Origin of the sequence: Vagococcus fessus (assembly GCF_003987565.1) — a bacterium.
In the GTDB taxonomy this organism is placed as follows: Bacteria; Bacillota; Bacilli; order Lactobacillales; family Vagococcaceae; genus Vagococcus_D; species Vagococcus_D fessus.
The window spans coordinates 506,809-527,922 of sequence record NZ_NGJY01000001.1 but is presented as its reverse complement, the minus strand read 5'-3'; the positions used below and the strand labels follow the sequence as shown (position 1 = coordinate 527,922).

Sequence of the window (21,114 nt, the reverse complement as noted above, 5' to 3'; positions counted from 1 at the left end):
CGTTGATTTAACAATGGTTTCAAGCTTTCTTTTTTTATTATCCAAAAACAAAAAATGTTGTACAAAGTGGAGATGACTGTTTATTGAGATTTTCATATACTTTTACTATCGGAAAAAAGAGTTTAATTAAAAAGGAAGGAGATTAGATTAATGAAAAAATACTCTAAGCTAACATCATTGCTGACCATTGCAGTTTTAAACAGTAACGTATTAATTGCACCGGTATTTGCGGTTAGTGAGTCTTCAGAAACGAGTACGAGTCAAGAGAAAATGTCGTTTCAGCAACCTAAAATAGAGTTTAATGATGATGGGACACCATTTTTAGTTGATGGGATACAACCTGATAAGTCTATTAAAGAGGATGCCGCACTTGATACTCGAAAAAGTGAAGAAGACATCAACAGAGAAAAAGCAACCAATCAAAAAACTGTTGACGATCGTTTGAAAGAACTTTCTAAGCAGAGAGAAGAAGCTGGTTATGTATCACTTCAGAAAGTGAATGATCAAGACACCCCAGAACAAACTGAAAAAGAAACTCGAAAACCGATAGCAAGAGGGGAAGAAACGGTCACAACTTTCAAGGAATTGAAAGAAGTTGTTGGAAAAGAAGGAACTACTGTTATAAATATAACAAAAAATATTAAGGTTCCGCATAATGCCCTTCTTACAATAGATACGGGCACAGATGTCTTATTCAATTTCTCTGATGAAGGTAAATTAACGGCAACAAGTGCGTACAATGTATTTAAGCTAGGTAATGTTAAAAGAGTTAGTTTTAATAATTTGAATTATAGTCATACTAACGCGTCTAAGTTTCTTATAACCAGTGATGATGCAACGAATCAAGAGGTTAGCTTTGAAGGAACCTTACAATCCAATGCTGCACTGGTATCTTTTCCAGAAGAACAAGGCAAAGTAACATTTAAGGATGGCTTGGTAATATCAAAATTATCGGGAGCAATCAAAACTTATTTTATTGCAAATGAAATGGAAGTTGGAAGTACTGATTTTTCTGGCGTGACACTGACGAAAACAATGTTTCAAGGGTCTAAAGTGTCGTTCAAAAAAGGTTCTGTTTTTAACAACCAAGACGGGTTATTGTTTGATGTAAAAGAAGATATTGTCTTTGATAATGAGGACATTATACTTCAAAATCCTAAGGGACAAGTTATCAAAACAGAGGGATCTATCTTATTTAATGGTGGAACTTTGTCAGCTGATGCTGAAGCAACGGCCAAGGCGATTGGATTTCAGGCTGGAAAAGACATCACTTTAACAGATACAGAAGTGACAGTGTCATATGGCGAAGGTCATCTATTTATAAGTGATCAGACACTTGTGACAAATTCGAGTATGACAGTGGCGAAAGCGGGTGTTTTATTCGAGGGTCGTTCTGTTTTGTTAGATAATTCTCAAGTGAACGGGTCATTAAGTAAGTTATACCTACAAACTAGTAAGGAAAGAGCTGAATTTAAGTTAGTTAATAAAAGTGTTCTTGATATTACTGGATTGGGAACTAATTTACAGATTATGGATATAAAAAAAGCCCCAATTGATTTTAATATTGTGGGATTAGGTACGACATTTAATTTGACTGGTGGCAATAAATTGTATCTTGAACCGAATACAAAAACGCCTTTAGTTAGTGGACTTATCGCTATTGAAGGTGAAAGCTCTACTTTCAATATAACTGAAGGAGCCGTCATGGATATACATGCTACGACCAATGATGCTATTACGATGAAGTCATTGGGTGGGAAGTTTAATGTTGATGGCCCAGGTAGTGAATTAAATCTGTCAGCTGACACCGATTCAGAATCTTCTGGATCAACAGAAACCAACCGTCTTCAACCAGCGGTATTGCGTTTTAGTTGGATGGGGGAAACAGAGTTTAATATATCTAATAAAGCAAAAATTAGTGTTAAAAAAATCGGTGGCCAATCATCAGCTATCCGTATGTATGGTTCGAAAAATAAAATCAATATTTCTGGTGGGGCAGATTTTGAGGCTATTTCAACGGGTCATGGACCTGCTGTTCATTATCCTAAAGGGGATACTAATGAATTTAACCTTAAAGACCCAGACTCTTCTGTGTATATCGAGGCCACTGGTTCTCAAGGTTTAGCATTTGGCTCATTAGCTCTTAATGGCGATAAAGGAACAGGTAAAGTAGTTGCTGGTAATGATACTTACTTTATTGTTCGTGGTAATACTAAACTGACTGGTGTCGGAGCTAACGGGTTAGGTGGTGCCGTTTCAGGTGCGATGCAAGCTTATGATTTTACTTTTGAGATGGGTAAAATGCGATACTATGATTTCAAAAATACCGGTGGTGGTCCTGCCATCTTTACATCAGGGACTAAGAGTAGCCTGAAAAGTGAAGGTAATGATTTTTCTGTATGGAAACGTAATTTAAAAGGGGAAGAATTAGATGTTAACCCAAGTAGAATTTATCAAACATTAACGTTCACTGCTGAAAATCAATATTTTAAAAACATTACAGTGCCAGAAGATGCATCTGAAAAGAATAAAAAGTTTGTTGAAGATGTAAAAGCGGATGCCAAAGAGATGAATCCATCTGTAAAAGTAATTGGGTTACAGGCCTATAGTCGAATTACGGCCAATAATCAACTTGCACAATTAACAGACGTTCGTGTACCAACAGATGCGGATGCTTATATTTATGCGAAAGCTACGATCCCTCAAGCAAAAGGGGAAGAACCTCGTCCTGCTTATGAAGGAGAGGTAACAGCTGTTGCTGCTCTTGTAGATGAAGACGGTAATGTCTACAACACAGAAGAAGCCACAACTTTACCTGGTAATACAGATATCTATGGTAAGCCTGAATCTGGTATTATGCGTTTCAAACTCCCTAAAGAATTAGAGGGTAAACAAAAATTCTTAAAAGTTGGTCAGAGTGTTAAAGCAGTTTCTGGTTATCAAGGTGATGGAGTCGACACTGAGAAGCGTCCTATTAAAGTTATCACTGATAAAAACCCAACTGTTTTAGATGCCACACCAGCTGAAAAAATTGATATACCTGAAAAAAATGAAATCGCCGCTGAAGGTGGTGTCATTAAAGGGCAAGTTAGTGAACCATCACTTGTAAAATACTATTTTAAACCGTCTGGTAGTGAAGAATTCCAATCATCTGAAGTTGTTTCAACAGATGGGGATGGACAATTTGAACTGCCTCTAGATGTCGCACATAAGTTACAAGAAAATGATGTTATTTATGTGACAACAATGGATAAAAGTGGTGTTTTAGAGATAGAGGACAGACCTAAAACAAATACAGAAAACGGAAATGAGAATCCGATTTCTGATGACAATGTATCGTTCCATGATGCTACATTCACAAAAGCTGTTGAAATTAAGTTAGTTGGTGGAGAGTTAACACTCGTTTCTGTTCCAGAAACGTTAGATTTTGGTACGAATAAAGTGTCTACTAAAGCTCTTAACTTAAAACCAACACCAAGTGATAAGTTAGTAGTCGGTGATAATCGCGGTTCGCGTAAAGATTCATGGCGTCTGAAATTAAATGTTGAAGATGCTATTAAGGTTAAAACTTCAAGAAGTGAGTCTGATTTAACGCCAGGATTAACGTATACGGATCGTCAGAATCAAAAACAAGATGTAACAGAAACTGGAATTGTAGTTGAGGAAACAACATTAGAAAAAGACGGTGAGCTAGATTTATCTAGTGAATGGGCGTCAACTAATCAAGGCTTCAATTTAGCAGTACCAGTTGAGAAACAACGTTTAGGTGATTACAGTGGTGCGTTAATGTGGACATTGGAAAAAAATGTAGAAAATCGAGAGGTGGACTAAAATGATAAAAAAACTATTTACCACTTTCGTATTACTTCTTTCTTTTTCATCTGTTTTATCAGCAACATATGCTGAAGATAAGTCGACCACAAGCAATGCTGTAACGTCATTTTATGGCGAATACGTAGAAAAACCTAAGGATACTAAGCCACCAGGAAAACCAACACCACCACCTACGCATAATAATAGTGGTAACGGCAATACTGGAAGACCTAGTACGAATGGTGGAACGCCTAATCATGATTATTCAGGTGGCTCAGGAACTATAACACATACTAATCCCAAGCCATCAGGAGATAAGGTTATCCCGCATACAGGTAACACGTCACAAGAACTCGTTCAACTATCAGGAATTAGCTTATTGTTAACACTGGTGTTGACACTAACATATATTAAACAAAAAGGGGAATAATAATGAAAAACACAATGAAAATGATGGTAACAGTTGCAACTTTAACAAGTATTGCTGGTGGAATGACAGCACTTGCAGCAGGGGAAAAAGATTCAGCGACTACAAAAGGTAGAGTTAACTTTACGACAGGTGGACTTGAAGGTGGAACATTACCTCCAACACATCCAGAAGAAAAACCAAGCTTCCCAATTCAACCAGGTGAACCTGGCGAACCAGGAGGACAGGGTGAAGGTGGACCATTATCATTAGATTTTGCACCAGGATTTAACTTTGATGTTCATGAAGTATCGACTAAAGATGAAGAATACAGCGCAAAATTAATTACTGATACTAACACTGATGAAGAAGTAGCAAACTTTGCTCAAGTTTCTGACAGACGTGGAACATCAACTGGTTGGGAATTATCATTAACACAAGAAGATCAATTTAAAACTGAAGATGGTTCAGAATTAAATGGTGCTGAATTACACTTAAAAAATTCAACATACTTCTCAATGATGCCTGAAATGACAGCTGCTGAAGTAACGAAAGAACAAGATTTAAAAATTACACCTGAAACAACTTCTGTTTTAATGGAAGCGAATGATGGTAAGGGAATGGGTAGCCATACTATTCGTTTTGGCTCAATGGCAGACGGTTCTGCTGCAGATGCTGTAACACTTAAAGTACCTGGAACAGCTATTCAATATGCTGACAAAGAGTATACAACAACATTAAATTGGAACATTAATGCTAAACCAGATAATAACGAAGGCGAAAACGGACAAGAAGTATAAAAAACAATCAGAAAAGAGGAAAATTAAATGAAAACAACACTTAAATTAACAACAACATTAGTATTATTTAGTACATTACTAGGTTCAACTTTAGCATTCGCTGCAGGTGAATCAGATCAAGCGACAACAAAAGGTAAAGTATCATTCAAAGCTGGTGGTACAGATCCAGAAGGAAAACCAGAAGTGAATCCTCCATCACATCCAGATGAGCCTGGTCAAATTATTGATCCTGAAGGAGAGCCCGGTGGTGAAACAGGTATTGGCGGACCTTTATCATTAGATTTTGCACCAAATTTAGATTTTGACATTCATGATATCAGCACGCAAGACAAAGAATACTTTGCTAAATTACAACGTGCGAAATTAGTTCCAGAAGGTGAAGAACAAGCACCTGAAAATGCAGAAGTTAAAGATGTTCCTAACTTTGCTCAAGTAACTGATAAACGTGGTACAGGTGAAGGTTGGTCACTTTCTGTTACTCAAAAAGGTCAATTAAAAACAGAAGATGGCAAGGTTCTAAAAGGAGCTAAAATTACATTTGCTAATCCGACAATCATGTCAGAAGTTGAAGATGAAGCACAAACTCCAGAAGTATCATACGATGGATCTGCTTTATTAGCTGATGAAGAAATAGAAGCTGCAACACCATTGATGACTGCTAGTGAGCAAAAAGGTATGGGTCAATATCAAATTAAATTCGGTACATTATTAGATGAAACAAAATCAGCTGTTGAATCAGTTAAATTATCTGTACCTGGTAAAACAGTTAAATATGCTACAGATTATTCTACAGAATTAGAGTGGAATTTAGCTTCAGGACCAAGTAATACTGAACAATAGTAAAATAACAGATCACGTTAGGGGGAAATTATGAAAGCTATTAAAATTATACAGTTAAATTTAGCTTGTCTAATACTCTTGAGTACGGGGTTGAGTCCTATTTTTGCAGAAGTAACTGAAAATAGTTTAACGAGCACTGCAAAAGTAAAATTTAAACCAAGTACACAAGTCACACCACCTGTTGATCCAGAAGGCGAAAAACCCAATACACCAATCTTCCCTTGGGACCCTACGGAACCTGAAGGAAAACCCAAACCTGGTACGAGTGGCCCTTTATCGATTGATTTTGTATCAAGCTTTGATTTTGGTGCGAATGAAATCTCTAATGATGACCAATCCTACTATGCACGTTCTCAACTTATTGTAGACAAAGAAGCTACTAAAGTGGAGGCCCGTCCTAACTATGTTCAAATAACGGATAATAGAGGGACGAATGAAGGTTGGACATTGTCAGTTAAACAACAAGGGCAACTGAAATCGGACACTAAGACTCATAATGATGAGTTGATAGGTGCATATATTAAATTAAGTGCGCCTAAAGTTCGAAGTAATTCTAATGCTAGTGCACCAACACCAGTAGAAGAAATCGTTTTAGATCCTTCATCATCAGAAAATGTAGTGTTATCTGCTTTATTAGATGAAGGTGCTGGTACGTGGACCAATGCATGGGGAGAACCTGAAATAGTTACTGAAGAAAATGAGGAGGGAACTTCTCAAGACGTTTCTATTACAAAAGATGTTGCACTTTTTGTTCCAGGAGAAACGCCAAAAGATGCAGTGGTATATAAAAGTATTTTGACTTGGATTTTGTCAGATCTACCAACTAATCAAGAAGTATAACTAAAAAATAAAACAATACAGGAGAGTCAATTATGAAAAATTCATTTAAAACAATTACAGCGATTATGTTATTCAGTACAGTATTAGGTGCGTCAACATCTTTTGCAAAAGAAGAAAAAGACCAAGCAAAATCAGAAGCAACGGTTAATTTTGTTGTCGGTGGAGAAGAAGGACAAACTGTTCCTCCAACACATCCAGAAAAACCAGGCAATCCAATTACACCTAGCTTCCCAGGAGGCGGTCATGGTGAAGGTGGACCATTATCAATCGATTTCGCTCCAAACTTTAACTTTGGAGAACAAAAAGTATCAGCCAAAGATGAACACTATTCAGCTAAATTACAAGAAGCTAAAGATGCAGATGATAAAGATATCGTAGTTCCAAACTACGTACAAGTATCAGACGTACGCGGTTCAATGGAAGGTTGGGAATTAACACTTACTCAAAAAGATAATTTTATTAGTGATAAAGATCATGAATTAACTGGGGCAAAAATTACACTTTCTAATGGGGCAGTTGAATCAGATATGCCTGAAAATACATTAGCAACAAACCAAGTAACTGGAGCAGTTGAATTAACACCAAACGTACCTACTAAATTAATGGTAGCTGGTGAAGAACACGGTATGGGAACTCAAACATTACGTTTTGGTACTCTAGGTGATGATTCAACAGAAGAAACACAAAAAGAACAAGCTAAATCAGTTGATTTATTTGTTCCACATACAGCTTTACAATATGCTGATGAAAGCTATAAAACAACTTTAGAATGGAACTTAGTGTCAGCTCCAGGAAATACTGAAACACCAGGTAACCCAGAAGAAACACCAGAAGCTTAATTAATAATTCAACATGACATCTATAAATTAAACACTAATCGGAGGAAATTAAAATGAAAAATACAATCAAATTAATGACAACAATTTTATTAGCGGGTTCAGCAATGGCTCCAGTAGTATTGGCAGCAGATACAGAGGGCGGAACACTAACATCAACAGGTAAAGTAACATTTAAACCAAATACTGGTGAAGGATCAGTTACACCACCAGCAAAACCTGAAGAGCCAGGACAACCAGTTTTCCCTTGGGATCCTAATAAGCCAGGTACACCAAATCCAGGAGGACAAGGACCATTATCAATCGATTTCGCTTCAAGTTTTGACTTTGGTGAGCAAGAAATCGTTTCAAAAGATATGGATTACAAAGCAAAAGCACAATTAGCTTCTGATACAGAATTACCAGAAGGTGAAGTACCAACACAAGAAGTTCCTAACTTTGTTCAAATTACAGATAACCGTGGTACTGAAGCGGGATGGAAATTGACAGTTAAACAAGATGAGCAATTTAAAGCAACTAAAAAAGCTAACAAAGATTTAACAGGAGCGGTCATTACATTAGGTAATGCTAACTTCTACACACACTCAGAATCAGCAGCAGCTGTTGGTGAGTCAAGTTTAGATTTAACGCCAGGTGAAACTGTTACAGTTATGGCTGCTACAGTAAATACTGGTGCAGGAACACAGTTTGTACAATGGGGAACTGAAGAAGGAAAAGACGCTGCAACAAGTGTTAATCTATTTGTTCCAGGTTCTACAACAAAATATACTGATGTTTACAACACAACATTAACATGGGAATTATCAGATTCAATCGAAAATACAGAAGTATAATCCGGAATCACTAGTAATTTAATTACTATGGGTATCCTTAAAAAATTCAATCACTTTGGTTTTATTAAGAAGTGATTGGATTTTTTATTCTAGTTCAGGAGGAAATGATGAAAACTATTATAAAAATTTTAACAACGTGTTTATTGGGGATCACTTTATTTACTGCAATTAACACAGAGAAAGTACAGGCTTCTGTTTTTAATTTTGCTGTTATCCCACAAATACCGGATAATCAACTAGATGGGAGTAAATCTTATTTTGACCTATTATTGAAAAAAGGTGAAAAAGAAACTTTAAAAGTAGATTTGACGAATAGTACCGACAAAGAAATCACAATATTAACAACTCTAAATAGTGCAACAACAAATATAAATGGTGTTGTTGAGTACGGTATAAATAAGATTAAACCTGATGACAGTTTAATTTATAATTTAAAAGATTACGCTAAAATTCCAAAAGAAATTAAGATTCCAAAAAAAGGTAAACAAACATTAAGTATAGAACTAACGTCACCCTCTGAAAATTTTGACGGGGTGTTAGCAGGTGGTATTACATTTAAGGAAAAAACAAAAGAGAAGAAAGAAGACGCTGAAGCTAAGGGACTTTCAATAAAAAATGAATTTTCTTATATGGTAGCACTTCTAGTTAGACAACATAAAGAAGCAGTGGCTCCTCATGTTAATTTATTAGATGCTTTTCCATCGCAAGTTAATGCCAGAAATGTGTTAAATGCGACGCTACAAAATAATCAGGCTACTTTTATTAATCAAGTAAAGATCTCAACATCAATTGTTCAACGTGGTAAAAAAGATGTTATGTACGAAACAATGAAATCTGGCTTACAAATTGCTCCTAACTCTAGATTTGATTTTCCAACCCCTTTAGAAGGGAAAGAGTTAAAGCCAGGGAAATACACAATGAATGTTATGGTTTTTGGTGGCAAACATCAAGATGGTAAATACAAAGATGAAGAGAGTGAAACATATCGTCATCGATGGATTTTAAGTAAAGATTTTGAAATTAGTAAAGATGAAGCTAAAGAATTGAATAGTAAAGACGTTGATATTAAACCAAGTCATACGCTATGGTATGTTGGTGGTGGTAGTTTATTATTACTATTATTACTCGTACTATTGCTGTTAAAGAAAAAACGTCAAGATAAAGAAGAAACAGATTCAGATGATTCTGAGGAAGAGTAATGACCAAACAAAAAAGCAACAAAGTTAAGAAGAAAAAGTCTAGAAATTGGCTTTTGACAGTAGTCGCATTGCTCTTGTTTTATAGTGCAGTCTTTCTAATTGGAAGCCCATTTTTAAAATCCACAGTGATTAATTACCGGTCAATAAGTTATAGCTATCAGGTGAATAATACATTGCCTAAAGTTGTTCCAAAAGTTGAAGAAATTACACCCCCTACATTTGAAGAAGCAGTTAAGATTAAAGAGCCTAGTTCTGATGGAATTATAGGGGCAGTGACCTTAGAAAATGTAGGAATTGATCTTCCTATATTTGTAGGAGTCACTAATCAAAATTTACTTTTTGGAACAGCGACGCTTTATCCAGAACGAGATCCTTTAATTGATAATATTGTTATTTTAGGACACCATTTGGGTTATCAAGGTCAGTTGTTTAGTCCTTTGCTGACTGTAGAAGAAGGAAATGAGATAGAATTATTATATCTAGGAGATCGTTATAAGTATAAAGTAACGTCTGCTGCTATTGTGAAGGAAACGAATCTTAGCGTGTTGGAAAATACAACGGATGATAAAGGGATTTTGACCTTAATAACATGTGATAAGCCAACGGAAACAGACCAACGTTTTGTTGTGAAAGCGAAACTGATGTCTAGTACGAATAAAGATGTGTCTAATTTAAAAGATACGACCATCAAGCAAGAAAGTTCAAGTCAACTTAGTCAAAATATAATAAAGAAAAAAGAAATAGATTGGCATCTTTATTTACCACTCGTTATTATCTTTGGTTTATTAATAGTAGTTACACCTATTCTAATACGTTTAAGTAAATAAAAAAGACTTTTTTGGTCTTTTTTATTTGCTTTTTTTGCCTAGACAATAGGGGTGAAAAAACTTAATTTATTGTAAATTAGGTTTATCAGAAATAAGTAAAAATGAGAGCGAAGTAATGCTTACGGATTATCAAGTTATTGCTTTTAAACTTAATGCAGCTAAAGATATAAAAAAAACTAAACACCAGTAAAAGGCAAACGATTTGAAAGTGTGATTCCAATTAAATACTAACTAAAGAAGGCAGATTCCAGTAAAAAGGGACTGTCTTTTTTAGTTTCCTCCCTATTTTAATGATTTTTTAAAGGGATTGAAATAAATAGTGAATGTTAGTTTGGTTTGTAGGGTATTAGAGTGAACGGAAGAGATATATTTTATAAAATGAAGTCAGAAAAACAGTTCAAATTAGAAATTTGTAATTAAATTGCTATAAAAAATAATAAGAATCTTAAATTAAAGTGATTATAAACAAAGAGTTGTGATGAAAAAAACATAGCTATAAATAACAGCCAAAACAGTCAAAAACCTTCAAAGATAAAGGTTTTTGACTGTAACAATGGTAGGTAAAACGGTTTATTTATTACGAACATGCGTAAACATTCACGGCTTACTCCAAAAAAATGGCAGAAGCTGATGAAAAAATAGGAGTGAAAACTATTGTTTATTACAGTAATATTTTCATATGAGCTTGAAAAAATATCAGAAAAGTAAATATTATGTCAGTTTATATACTGACTATTTTGGGGATAGTATTACATTTCTGAGCTATAACTATTGAACATAGGAGGAGAATAATGAAATATTTTGCTAGAATTATTATGGTTTTAAGTATTTTGCTAGGTAACATTAGTTCGTTAGGTACGGTTTTTGCAGAGGGAGCTAGCACGTATCAAGAATTGAATAAAAAAGTCGTCGTAGATTATAATTATTATGATATTCACACGATGCCAGCGCAACCTACTAATACCGTAGATGTAACGGATCATTTAGGATTATCAGTTAATTTTAAAGAATTAGATGGGGTGACTATTAAAGGCGGCGATACTCTAAGTTTAACGCTACCTTCGGTTATTAGCGATGAGGGGATGGCAAAGTTAACAGCAATGGAAAATAACTTACCTGTTAAAGATGAAAATGGTTTAGTTATTGGTCATATTAACGCTTCGGATACATCAATTGTTCTAACTTTTAATGATAATGTAAATGACTTGAAAGACATTCGTGGGTCATTTAAATTAAAGCTTTCGGCAGTGAATACTATGGGGGAGATGACTGAAAGTAACGCAACGCAAGTAACTGGGGATTTAGGAACAGAATTACCAGCTAAGACAATCACGATTACTCGTCCTGAGTCAGGTGAAGGAACAGATGTCTTTTATTATAAGACAGGTACAGCTGACATGGATCATCATAAGCCAACATGGTACTTGGTAGTTAATCCAAATAAAGAAGCGTATAAAAAATCAATCAAAATTACAGATACAGTCGGAGAAGGTCATAGCCTGATTCCAGATTCATTTGAAATTACAGCTAATGGTGCGGATAACAGTTATAATCATTATACAGCTAGTGAACTTGAAGCAAATGGAATAGGTAAAGTTACTGTAAATGGAAATAGTTTTGAAGTTGTGATTAATGATCCTTATATAGATAACACAGGGATTAATGTGACGTATAAAACATATGTCGCAAAATCTGAACCTAAAAACTTGAGTAATGAATCAACTGCTTATTTTGAATCAGATGGCAAAATAGAAGGGTCTGGTCCTGATGGTGAAGTAAGTAATATGCAGTTAGATAATTTAGTTGGAGAAGCTGAAGGAGAAGGTGTAAAAGACTATATTATTGAACTACTAAAAGTATCATCAGAAGATGAAACAAAAGTTTTACCAGGAGCGATGTTTACTATTTATGATTCGGATAACAATTTAGTAGACACTGTTGTTACCGATGAATTTGGTAAAACAACAACACCAAGATTACCTGAAGGAATATATACAATCATTGAGCGCAAAGCTCCAGATGGTTATGTTTTAGATGAAACACCACATAAATTATATGTATTTGAAAATGAAGATGGTAGCCATTTAACATCATTAACTATTCCTAATGATCCTGAACCTGAAAGAGTGCCAGAAGGTCGTTTAGTTGTAACTAAAGTGGACAACAAAGATAAGTCACTTTTCTTACCGGGGGCTGTTTTTAATATTTTAAATGAGCAAAATGTAGTTATTAAAGAAGGTCTAAAAACAGATGGAAAAGGACAATTTGAAGTAGATTCTCTACCATTAGGTAAGTATAAATTAGAAGAAATTGAAGCGCCAACAGGGTATGAAAAATCTACAGAAACATTTGAATTTGAAATTAAAGAGGACCAAGAAACAGAAAATACAACACATGTAATGGTTGAAAATAAAAAAATAATAGGCGGTTTGCTTGTAACAAAAGTTGATGAGGATGACCCTTCAAAAGTTTTAGAGGGCGCTGTTTTCCAATTAAAAGGAACAGACAATGACGTAAATCTAAATGATTTAACGACAGATAAAGACGGTAAATTAAAAGTAAATGAGTTACCTATGGGGAATTATGAACTAATAGAAACAGCAGCACCAAAAGGATATGAATTACTGAAGTCACCAGAAGTTTTTGAAATAAAAGAAAGTGACGTTGCAGGAAATATCATTGAGTTAGTTGTTAAAAATAAAGCTACTGAAATACCAAAACCATTGGGACAATTGGTTATTACAAAAGTAGACAAAGAGGATACGTCTAAAGTATTAGCTGGTGCTGAATTTAAACTATTGACAGTTGAAGGTGAACCTGTAAAAGATAAGTTAGTTTCAGATGAAAATGGTAAGATTGAAGTAAATGAATTAGAATTGGGTGACTATCAATTGATCGAAGTTAAGGCACCTAAAGGTTATGATGTATTAACAGAGCCAATTTCATTTACAGTTAAAGCGAATGAAGAAAATGGTAATACTGTTAACGTAAGTGTTGAGAATAGTAAGACAGATGAACCGACGGAACCAACAGATCCGACAGAGCCGACGGAACCAACAGATCCGACAGATCCGACGGAACCAACAGATCCGACAGAGCCAACGGAACCAACAGAGCCGACGGAACCAACAGATCCGACAGAGCCAACGGATCCAACGGAACCAACAGATCCGACAGAGCCAACAGAGCCGACGGAACCAACGGAACCGACAGAGCCAACGGAGCCAACAGAACCAACGGATCCAACAGAGCCAACAGAACCAACGGATCCAACGGAACCAACGGAACCAACGGAACCAACAGAACCAACGGATCCAACAGAACCAACAGAGCCAACGGAACCAACAGAGCCAACAGATCCAACAGAACCAACGGAACCGACAGAGCCAACAGAACCAACGGAACCGACAGAGCCAACAGAACCAACAGAACCAACAGAACCAACAGAACCAACAGAACCGACAGAGCCAACGGAACCGACAGAGCCAACGGAACCAACGGATCCGACAGATCCAACAGATCCAACAGAACCAACAGAGCCAACGGAACCAACAGAACCAACAGAACCAACAGAACCAACAGAGCCAACGGAACCAACAGAACCAACAGAGCCAACAGAACCAACAGAGCCAACGGAACCGACAGAGCCAACAGAACCAACGGATCCAACAGAGCCAACGGATCCAACAGAACCAACGGAACCGACAGAGCCAACAGATCCAACAGAACCAGAAGAAAAACCAGGTAAACCGGGAGAAGAAAAACCAGGTAAGCCAGGAGAAGAAAAACCAGGTAAACCGGGAGAAGAAAAACCAGGTAAGCCAGGAGAAGAAAAACCAGGTAAACCGGGAGAAGAAAAACCAGGTAAGCCGGGAGAAGAAAAACCGGGTAAACCGGGAGAAGAAAAACCAGTTAGACCTGAAAATGAAAAACCAAAAGGATCAGCCGGGGTAACACAACATACTCAAAGTACACAATCATCAAAACAACATGGGGCATCATTATTACCTCAAACAGGTGAAAAGGCACAAGGTTTCCTAACATTACTTGGTGGAAGTTTGTTAGTAGGTATAGGGGTTTTCTTAAGAAAAAAACGTTAATATAAAATAAAAGACACGCTCTTAAAGGAGTGTGTCTTTTATTTTTTGATTAGTAATACGCTTGTTCTTTTTGGTGTAAATAGCTGGTATGTAAGCTACTAGGGAATCAAAGAGAAATTCAGATTGTAAGTCTGGATAATAAAAGAAGTAGTCAGCTTGATCGTCTTTGTAGAGTTGATCTGAAATAATTAAGTCAACTCTAGTGTCGTCATGACTAAAGTTTAAAATAGAAGTATTAAATAATTTTTCTAATTCTTTTTGGACATAGTGCTCAAAAATAACACTGTTTTCAAAATCCAGTCGGATAGAAAGAGTTGTAGTTTGATTGTACCAATAAAAAAATTCAATATACTGCTCAAAAAGTCTATTATATTTTAATACTAAAGGAAGAACAGAATTATTAGTTAGATGCTTAAATGCCTCAAGTGAACGATCATCTTTTAAATCTACGACAGGAATACACTCACCTTCCTCCATTAAGTCAACTAATAAGTCACTATTACTAAACGGTTCTTTGATATCACAACCAAACACATTTAAATAGATGGTGTAGATTAGGACTGTGCCTGAAAATAAAATCTGTTGAGGTTTACTCAGTGTTGGGATTAATGATAGTAGGGCTTGGGACACTTCATTAGATTCATGGATCAATGGGAGGTCTTCTTTTAGCATTTTAGAAAGAATTTCAACATGCTCATCTTCCTGACGTAAACGTGTAAAGGTGAGATTTGTTAGAAATGAAAAAAAAGGTCTGAGATTTTTCGGCATGGGCTCGTTGAAAACGGGAAAATATCGATTGAATAGATCTAATAATTGACCAAGTTCTGAATTCATATCAATGGTTCTTTCAAGTTCATCTAAATATAAATGATAGTATTTTAATAGATTGAGTGAGCGACGAGTATTAACCGGATTAAAATCAGGCTTTACCTCTTCGTTAAGGGCGTTTTTAATATAAGATAATTCTTTAGCATTTTGTATGGGCTGTTCACTGAATAATTTACAGTTTGTGTCGTAAAGTAAAAAAGTGACAACAAATCTATTTTGTAGCGGACCATCAAATTGAACGTGATTATCAATAATTTTTATTTGAACGTGGTAAGTGTTTAAGTAGCTGTTAAGCGTTGAAAGTTGCTGAAAAAGATAACTTTTAGAAATAGAAACTTGTTCACACAAATTATCAATTTCTATTTTTTTACATATAGCAAGGCACTGCATAATTTGATAAGGGTATGACTTTTCAACGTAATACTGCAAAGTGGTTCTCAATAATGTGTTACTGTTATTTTTCTTTGGGGTGTTAATGATTTTTAAGTTATTACCTTTAATTTCTATTTGAGGTAATTCAGGGTCAAGCTTTAGGATACTATCAAGTTCTTTTATGTCACGATTAAGAGTCGATTGTGGAATAGAAAGTGTCTCTGAAAGGTCTTGTTTTGACGTATAGTGAGTAGCTCTAAGCCTTGAGAGTACTGTCAAAGTTCGTATTTCATTCTTTTTTAAAAATAATTTAAACAAAATGATAAAACCTCCAATTTATATTATGCTTGAATTTTACCATTGAAAATTAAGTAAGGCTACTTTTAGGATTGAAAGTAAAAATAATAATTATTTTTTATAAATAAGTTTTATTTTATCATGATAATTGACAGTGTCATTAAATTTGTATGTTTATTTCAATCAGATGTATTGTTTTAAGAGAATAAAATAACCTGAAATTTTTCAAGAAAAATTCAATATTTGTGAATTGTTTATCGGACTTTTTAGGTAAAATGGATAAAAAAATGATAGTAAAAAAGTGTTATTTAATAGAAATACATAAGAAAAAGGCCTAAATTATTTAAAGTTCAGGTCTTTTTTTAAAAAAACTAGACTAAGTGTTGTTCACTTTTTCCAATTTCATTTGTTATAGTAGTGAAGGGAGGGGAATAATGAATCTGACTAATTATGAAAAAGAAGTAATGGCTATTTTGAATGAGTTGATTGGGTATTTAATCAAAAATGGTTGTGGAGAGCAAGATGCAAAAGATATTGCTCAAGATACCATCGTCAAGATTTTGGAAATTGAAGATGTCCTTCCTTATAACAAAATAAGACCTTGGATTTTTAGAGTGGGCATTAATCTTTATTATAATTTGTATAATCGAAAAAAACGGTATCAGGAAATCCTCCATCAGCAGTATTATTCTCCAGAGTGGCTTGAACTGAAAGTGGATTATACAGAATTACATGAGGCATTAGAGAAGTTAGAGTTAAAAGAAGTGATTCTTTTATTATTAAAATATGAAGAAGGATTAAGCTTTGACGAGATTGGCTTTATTTTAAATAGGCCGAAAGAAAGTTTAAAAACTGAATTGTATCGCATACGAAAAAAATTACGTAGGATTATGGAAGCGAGGTAAGTATGAATGGAATTAAATGATAATGAGTTTGAAAAATTAGTTGGTAAGTCAAAGAAAAAGCGTTATTTAACAACTATGTTAATTTCACTTGTGACAGTTTTAATTGTCAGTGGCATAACGGTAGGAGGATATCAATTCTATTATAATTATTACCCATTTCAAGGAAGCGAAGCACCTGGTGTGCCGAATGGCAAGTTAGTGGTAAAAGATAATGATATAGGTGTCTTAAAGTTACTAATAGACTCATCAGGAAGCTATGGATTTAACTCTGATGCGAAAGAGGTTTCCCTTTATATAGATGCCTATGAGAAAGGTGAAAAGGTAAAACATGAGTTGGTTACTAGCGTAGGAATAGAATCTAGAGGGATGTCAGGAAGTATAGATTGGCTAATGGAACCGTCTCAGGATGATAAAAAGCTAGGAAAGTTAAAAGCAGAAATCATGACAACAGGAGGAGGGTCGACTAGGGGAGAGTTTGATTTAGGAACACTAAATTTTGATACGAGTAACGGTGTAGGATCAAGCGGTGAAATAGAGGACAGCATGAAGATAACTCCGAATAAAGAATATTTTTTAAGATGGTGGACTACAGGAGGAAATGTTTATTCAACATTAAAGGATACTCTAGCCGAGCATAAAAAGAGTGAAGCTGAACAGGTGGTAGTGTTGTATGTGGTGTTTGAGTAGTTTCTATATATAATAAATAAGACAAAAGAAACCGACCTTAGATTAAAAGGTTTGGTTTCTTTTATTTGTCTATCTATCGTCAGTTATGAGGTCTTACGTTATAATGGGTGAGAAGAAATGAATAATGATTGGTGTTATTTAATGAAAGTTATCTTGAGAGTGAAAGGGATGATGATTTGATTAGTAAAGATGTATTAAAAGAGATGTTGACATTTTTTGTGACCGTTGGACAGAAGAAGATTTTAACAAAAGTAAACCCAGAGGTCACGCAAGCAACTGATTATTATGCAGAAAAGAATAGGGTAAATACTAAAAATAACACACTAGGATTAAAAGGGGTGTGGGCAGAAAATAATTCATTCTACAAGGAAGATGGGTTTAAAGATAGCTGGTTTTCAAATGGTTTGGAATGCATTCATTTTGCGAATGGAAGTGCTCAAAATAGAAATTATGCTTGGCGAAATGCGTCTCTTCATCTGTCGTTAGATCACAACTATGCGCTGGAGTTTATGTTTAATGCAGGAGAAGCAAAGGGGGATAATCTGATAACGGGTCTAACTGTTCGTTATTTCAATCTTTATGATACGTCAGGTAAGCATACGACTAATACCAATGCTTATATATCCTCATTGGGTGAAAAAGTATTAGTTGAACTCCCGGTCACTATTACTCAAGATGAAGAAGGGAAGATAATAGCTGTTGATGTTCTGATTTCAGATGAAGCGTACGAGTCACTTAGTAATTATTTAGAAAGAACCGCAGATTATTTTGAGGCGGTAACGATAGAGGAGCGAGGGGTAGAGATGGTTAAGAGTAAAGGCTGGAATAAAATTTTGTACGGACCACCAGGAACAGGCAAGACCTACAGCATTTCCAACTATAAAAAAGAGCTGATTTCAGGGCAGTCGCTTTCACAAGAAACTGTCAATTTCAACTCACTATCTTGGCGAGATGCTATCTTATTAGCCATGAAAAAAGCAGGCTATCCGGCAATTAAACTAGGAGCATTTTCTAGATTAGAGGTATTGGAAGAGTTTGGGAATACTAAAATGAGTAAAAATGCACAACAGACTATTACAAAAACTATCATCACCAACGCTGATGAAAAATCAACGAATGTGGCGAGTCGGACAGGATTGGATTATTTTACGAAAGATGATTCGGATAATTGGGCGGTTACAGAAAATGGAAAAGTAGCAGCAGAAGAAATTGGGAGCTACGTCGCAGAGACTCCTGTAGCGGATAGCGAGTATTTTGTTAAGGTTGTGACGTTCCATCAATCGTATGGGTATGAAGATTTTATTGAGGGAATCTACGCTGAGACGGAAGACGGTAAGATAAATTATCGTGTTAAGGATGGTGTTTTTAAGGCGTTTTGTAAGAATGCGAAGGAAAATCCAGAGCAAAACTTTCTATTTGTTATTGATGAAATAAACCGTGGAAATATCAGTAAGATTTTTGGTGAGCTAATCACACTTATTGAGCCTTCAAAGCGCTTGGGGGCTGAAGAAGCATTGAGTGTGGTCTTGCCTTATTCTGGTGAAACGTTTGGTGTTCCGCAGAATGTCCACCTTTTAGGGACTATGAACACGGCAGATCGTTCGATTGCAATGATGGATACTGCATTACGTCGTCGTTTTGAGTTCATTGAAAAAATGCCAAATTCGCAATTAGTGAAAGATAAAGTGGGGAGTATCGAGGGGATTGATGTGTCACTTATACTAGAAACACTTAATGAACGTATCGAGTATCTGTATGACCGTGATCATACATTAGGGCATGCTTTTTTCCTTTCGATTAGTACGTTAGAAGAGTTACAGTCAGTCATTGAAACGAAGGTGATTCCGTTATTACAAGAGTATTTTTATGACGATTACGATAAGATAAAGGCTATTTTAAATGATACGAGAGGGATTTATATTAAAGAGAAGCCCCGTTTTAGCGGATTATTTAACAGTCAGTTTAATGATTTGGTGAGTGGGTTTGAAGAACCGACATACGTTATCGCTAATTCTATCTCGAAAGATGATTTTATAAAAGCGATGACACAACTCGTAGAGGTAGGGTATTAAGATGGTCGCTCAGAACAATCGGTTTATCTCAGTTAGAGAATTTCAACCTATTTTTGCGGCTACCGTAATAGATGGCGTAGAAGTGACGAAGCAGGATATTGAGGCACTTCGATTAGAGCTAGAGCAGCCACAGTCAGATGTGATGCCTTTTTTAAAGCCGATTCGTAACGGTGTACAGGTCATGAATTACGTGGGTGTGCTGCAGACGCAATCAGGTCTGACTATTGAGATATTACCTAAGCTTTATAATCAATCTGGAGAAGCTGGTGATAAAAAAGAGCTCCGTCAGTTGTTTTTAACCATGCTAAAAACAGTTCGACGTCTTAATGGTAAGACGTTCAACATGACTCATTTGGATGTCAGTAAAACAAATTTACTCGAGGTCTTTATTTCGATGTTTTTAAGTGAGTCAGATGCTGTTATTAAACGAGGCTTAAAATCGGATTATGTCAATGTAGAACGCAATGAGAAATTTCTTAAAGGCAAGTTACTCGTGACACAGCATATTCGTAAAAATAACATTAATCAAGCTTATTTTTACAATGCATTTGACGAGTATTTAATTGACATAATTGAAAACCAATTATTAAAGACAACGCTAGAATTTCTTTTAAAAAAAAGCAAAGATGCAAGGAATAATCGACTGATTAAAGAGCAGCTTGTCCACCTTAATTGTGTGAGTACGGTTTCTAATCCTGAACAAGCTTTTCAAAAGGTTAAGCTAGGTAGGACTTATGGTCATTACACCCAAGCTCTTGAGTGGTGTCAGTTGTTTTTAAGTGGCAAATCATTGACGTCGTTCCGAGGTTCAACTCAGGCTTTTGCTATTTTATTCCCAATGGAAAAGCTATTTGAGAGTTACGTTGCGACACTGGTGACGCAGTATTTACCAGAGGCTACTGTCTCTTCTCAAGATAAAGCCTATGCGTTATTTGATAAAACAGCTGAAACAAAAGCGAGCTATCACTTACGACCAGACCTTGTCGTTAGGTATAAAGATAAAGCTCAAGGCACGATTATTGCAGATACTAAGTGGAAGATTCTCAATGAGAAAGGCCCAAGTCAAGCGGATGCTTACCAGATGTATGCCTATCATACGCGCTACTGTCATAAGGGCGAACACGTAAAAAAAGTTGTCTTGATTTATCCCTATACTACAGCCTACCAACCTAATGAATTTAGAAGTCTGATCGGAGAATCTACCGAGTTAGGTGCTAGAATTCAAGTGAGATTCATCGATTTATTTTCAGATAACATGGCGGAACAGATTATAGAGATGTTTAACTTAAATGAAAGTTTGAATTAAAAATAAATGAGACAGTCTTCCTTTCTGGGGGAGATTGGCTCATTTTTTATTTTAAGTTAATGAGACTTTTGTTATTTATAAAATATATTTTTAATAAATAATAGAGTTTAACAACTGGATGAGATTGTTAAAAATAATATTGTGTGTTATTTA

The 21,114-nt window shown here is 35.5% G+C and carries 15 protein-coding genes; 14 read left to right on the top strand and 1 reads right to left on the bottom strand.

The genetic code is table 11. The annotated features are described in order from the left end of the window. Positions 1–150: 150 nt before the first annotated feature. The 10 genes from CBF31_RS02590 (at position 151) to CBF31_RS11000 (ending at position 14,494) form a co-directional block, all read left to right on the top strand. Positions 151–3,831 (top strand): translocation/assembly module TamB domain-containing protein, encoded by a 3,681-nt coding sequence (locus CBF31_RS02590; protein WP_126830679.1) that lies wholly within the window; start codon positions 151–153, stop codon positions 3,829–3,831. Position 3,832: 1 nt separating this feature from the next. Further along, positions 3,833–4,243: a hypothetical protein gene (locus CBF31_RS02585; RefSeq protein ID WP_126830677.1), complete on the top strand. Its 411-nt coding sequence runs from the start codon at positions 3,833–3,835 to the stop codon at positions 4,241–4,243. 2 nt (positions 4,244–4,245) lie between these two features. Next, the gene (locus tag CBF31_RS02580; protein ID WP_126830675.1) at positions 4,246–5,019 is read left to right on the top strand and encodes a WxL domain-containing protein; all 774 of its coding nucleotides are present in this window, start codon (positions 4,246–4,248) and stop codon (positions 5,017–5,019) included. A 27-nt stretch (positions 5,020–5,046) separates the two neighbouring features. Then, entirely contained in the window at positions 5,047–5,859 is an 813-nt protein-coding gene (locus tag CBF31_RS02575) for a WxL domain-containing protein (protein WP_126830673.1), read from the top strand. Between the two features lie 30 nt (positions 5,860–5,889). Continuing rightward, positions 5,890–6,699: a WxL domain-containing protein gene (locus CBF31_RS02570; RefSeq protein WP_126830671.1), complete on the top strand. Its 810-nt coding sequence runs from the start codon at positions 5,890–5,892 to the stop codon at positions 6,697–6,699. A gap of 32 nt (positions 6,700–6,731) precedes the next feature. Then, positions 6,732–7,538 carry a WxL domain-containing protein gene (locus tag CBF31_RS02565; protein WP_126830669.1) on the top strand — a complete coding sequence of 269 codons (807 nt, stop codon included), beginning with the start codon at positions 6,732–6,734 and terminating at the stop codon, positions 7,536–7,538. A 53-nt stretch (positions 7,539–7,591) separates the two neighbouring features. Beyond that, entirely contained in the window at positions 7,592–8,368 is a 777-nt protein-coding gene (locus CBF31_RS02560; protein WP_126830667.1) for a WxL domain-containing protein, read from the top strand. A 107-nt stretch (positions 8,369–8,475) separates the two neighbouring features. Then, positions 8,476–9,567, top strand: coding sequence for a WxLIP family cell surface protein (locus CBF31_RS02555; RefSeq protein ID WP_170167849.1), 1,092 nt, complete (start codon positions 8,476–8,478; stop codon positions 9,565–9,567). Beyond that, the gene (locus tag CBF31_RS02550; RefSeq protein ID WP_126830663.1) at positions 9,567–10,394 is read left to right on the top strand and encodes a class A sortase; all 828 of its coding nucleotides are present in this window, start codon (positions 9,567–9,569) and stop codon (positions 10,392–10,394) included. Before CBF31_RS02555 ends, CBF31_RS02550 begins: the two co-directional genes overlap by 1 nt. 791 nt (positions 10,395–11,185) lie before the next feature. After that, the gene (locus CBF31_RS11000) at positions 11,186–14,494 is read left to right on the top strand and encodes an LPXTG cell wall anchor domain-containing protein (protein WP_170167848.1); all 3,309 of its coding nucleotides are present in this window, start codon (positions 11,186–11,188) and stop codon (positions 14,492–14,494) included. Positions 14,495–14,515: 21 nt separating this feature from the next. On the opposite strand, the gene CBF31_RS02530 is transcribed toward CBF31_RS11000, so the two are convergent. Continuing rightward, positions 14,516–16,012 (bottom strand): helix-turn-helix domain-containing protein, encoded by a 1,497-nt coding sequence (locus tag CBF31_RS02530; protein WP_170167847.1) that lies wholly within the window; start codon positions 16,010–16,012, stop codon positions 14,516–14,518. 413 nt (positions 16,013–16,425) lie between these two features. Here CBF31_RS02530 and CBF31_RS02525 point away from each other — a divergent pair, with 413 nt between their 5' ends. From CBF31_RS02525 to CBF31_RS02510, 4 genes are all read left to right on the top strand, one after another. Continuing rightward, entirely contained in the window at positions 16,426–16,896 is a 471-nt protein-coding gene (locus CBF31_RS02525) for an RNA polymerase sigma factor (protein ID WP_126830659.1), read from the top strand. Between the two features lie 6 nt (positions 16,897–16,902). Then, positions 16,903–17,583 (top strand): hypothetical protein, encoded by a 681-nt coding sequence (locus CBF31_RS02520; RefSeq protein WP_126830657.1) that lies wholly within the window; start codon positions 16,903–16,905, stop codon positions 17,581–17,583. Positions 17,584–17,759: 176 nt separating this feature from the next. Next, positions 17,760–19,655: an McrB family protein gene (locus CBF31_RS02515; RefSeq protein ID WP_211330808.1), complete on the top strand. Its 1,896-nt coding sequence runs from the start codon at positions 17,760–17,762 to the stop codon at positions 19,653–19,655. A 1-nt stretch (position 19,656) separates the two neighbouring features. Further along, the gene (locus CBF31_RS02510; protein WP_126830655.1) at positions 19,657–20,961 is read left to right on the top strand and encodes an McrC family protein; all 1,305 of its coding nucleotides are present in this window, start codon (positions 19,657–19,659) and stop codon (positions 20,959–20,961) included. The last annotated feature ends 153 nt before the right edge of the window (positions 20,962–21,114 follow it).

What these genes read in the sequence shown, in the direction of transcription:
- CBF31_RS02590 (WP_126830679.1), top strand. Translation starts at nt 151, where the DNA reads ATGAAAAAATACTCTAAGCTAACATCATTGCTGACCATTGCAGTTTTA.
- CBF31_RS02585 (WP_126830677.1), top strand. Translation starts at nt 3,833, where the DNA reads ATGATAAAAAAACTATTTACCACTTTCGTATTACTTCTTTCTTTTTCA.
- CBF31_RS02580 (WP_126830675.1), top strand. Translation starts at nt 4,246, where the DNA reads ATGAAAAACACAATGAAAATGATGGTAACAGTTGCAACTTTAACAAGT.
- CBF31_RS02575 (WP_126830673.1), top strand. Translation starts at nt 5,047, where the DNA reads ATGAAAACAACACTTAAATTAACAACAACATTAGTATTATTTAGTACA.
- CBF31_RS02570 (WP_126830671.1), top strand. Translation starts at nt 5,890, where the DNA reads ATGAAAGCTATTAAAATTATACAGTTAAATTTAGCTTGTCTAATACTC.
- CBF31_RS02565 (WP_126830669.1), top strand. Translation starts at nt 6,732, where the DNA reads ATGAAAAATTCATTTAAAACAATTACAGCGATTATGTTATTCAGTACA.
- CBF31_RS02560 (WP_126830667.1), top strand. Translation starts at nt 7,592, where the DNA reads ATGAAAAATACAATCAAATTAATGACAACAATTTTATTAGCGGGTTCA.
- CBF31_RS02555 (WP_170167849.1), top strand. Translation starts at nt 8,476, where the DNA reads ATGAAAACTATTATAAAAATTTTAACAACGTGTTTATTGGGGATCACT.
- CBF31_RS02550 (WP_126830663.1), top strand. Translation starts at nt 9,567, where the DNA reads ATGACCAAACAAAAAAGCAACAAAGTTAAGAAGAAAAAGTCTAGAAAT.
- CBF31_RS11000 (WP_170167848.1), top strand. Translation starts at nt 11,186, where the DNA reads ATGAAATATTTTGCTAGAATTATTATGGTTTTAAGTATTTTGCTAGGT.
- CBF31_RS02525 (WP_126830659.1), top strand. Translation starts at nt 16,426, where the DNA reads ATGAATCTGACTAATTATGAAAAAGAAGTAATGGCTATTTTGAATGAG.
- CBF31_RS02520 (WP_126830657.1), top strand. Translation starts at nt 16,903, where the DNA reads ATGGAATTAAATGATAATGAGTTTGAAAAATTAGTTGGTAAGTCAAAG.
- CBF31_RS02510 (WP_126830655.1), top strand. Translation starts at nt 19,657, where the DNA reads ATGGTCGCTCAGAACAATCGGTTTATCTCAGTTAGAGAATTTCAACCT.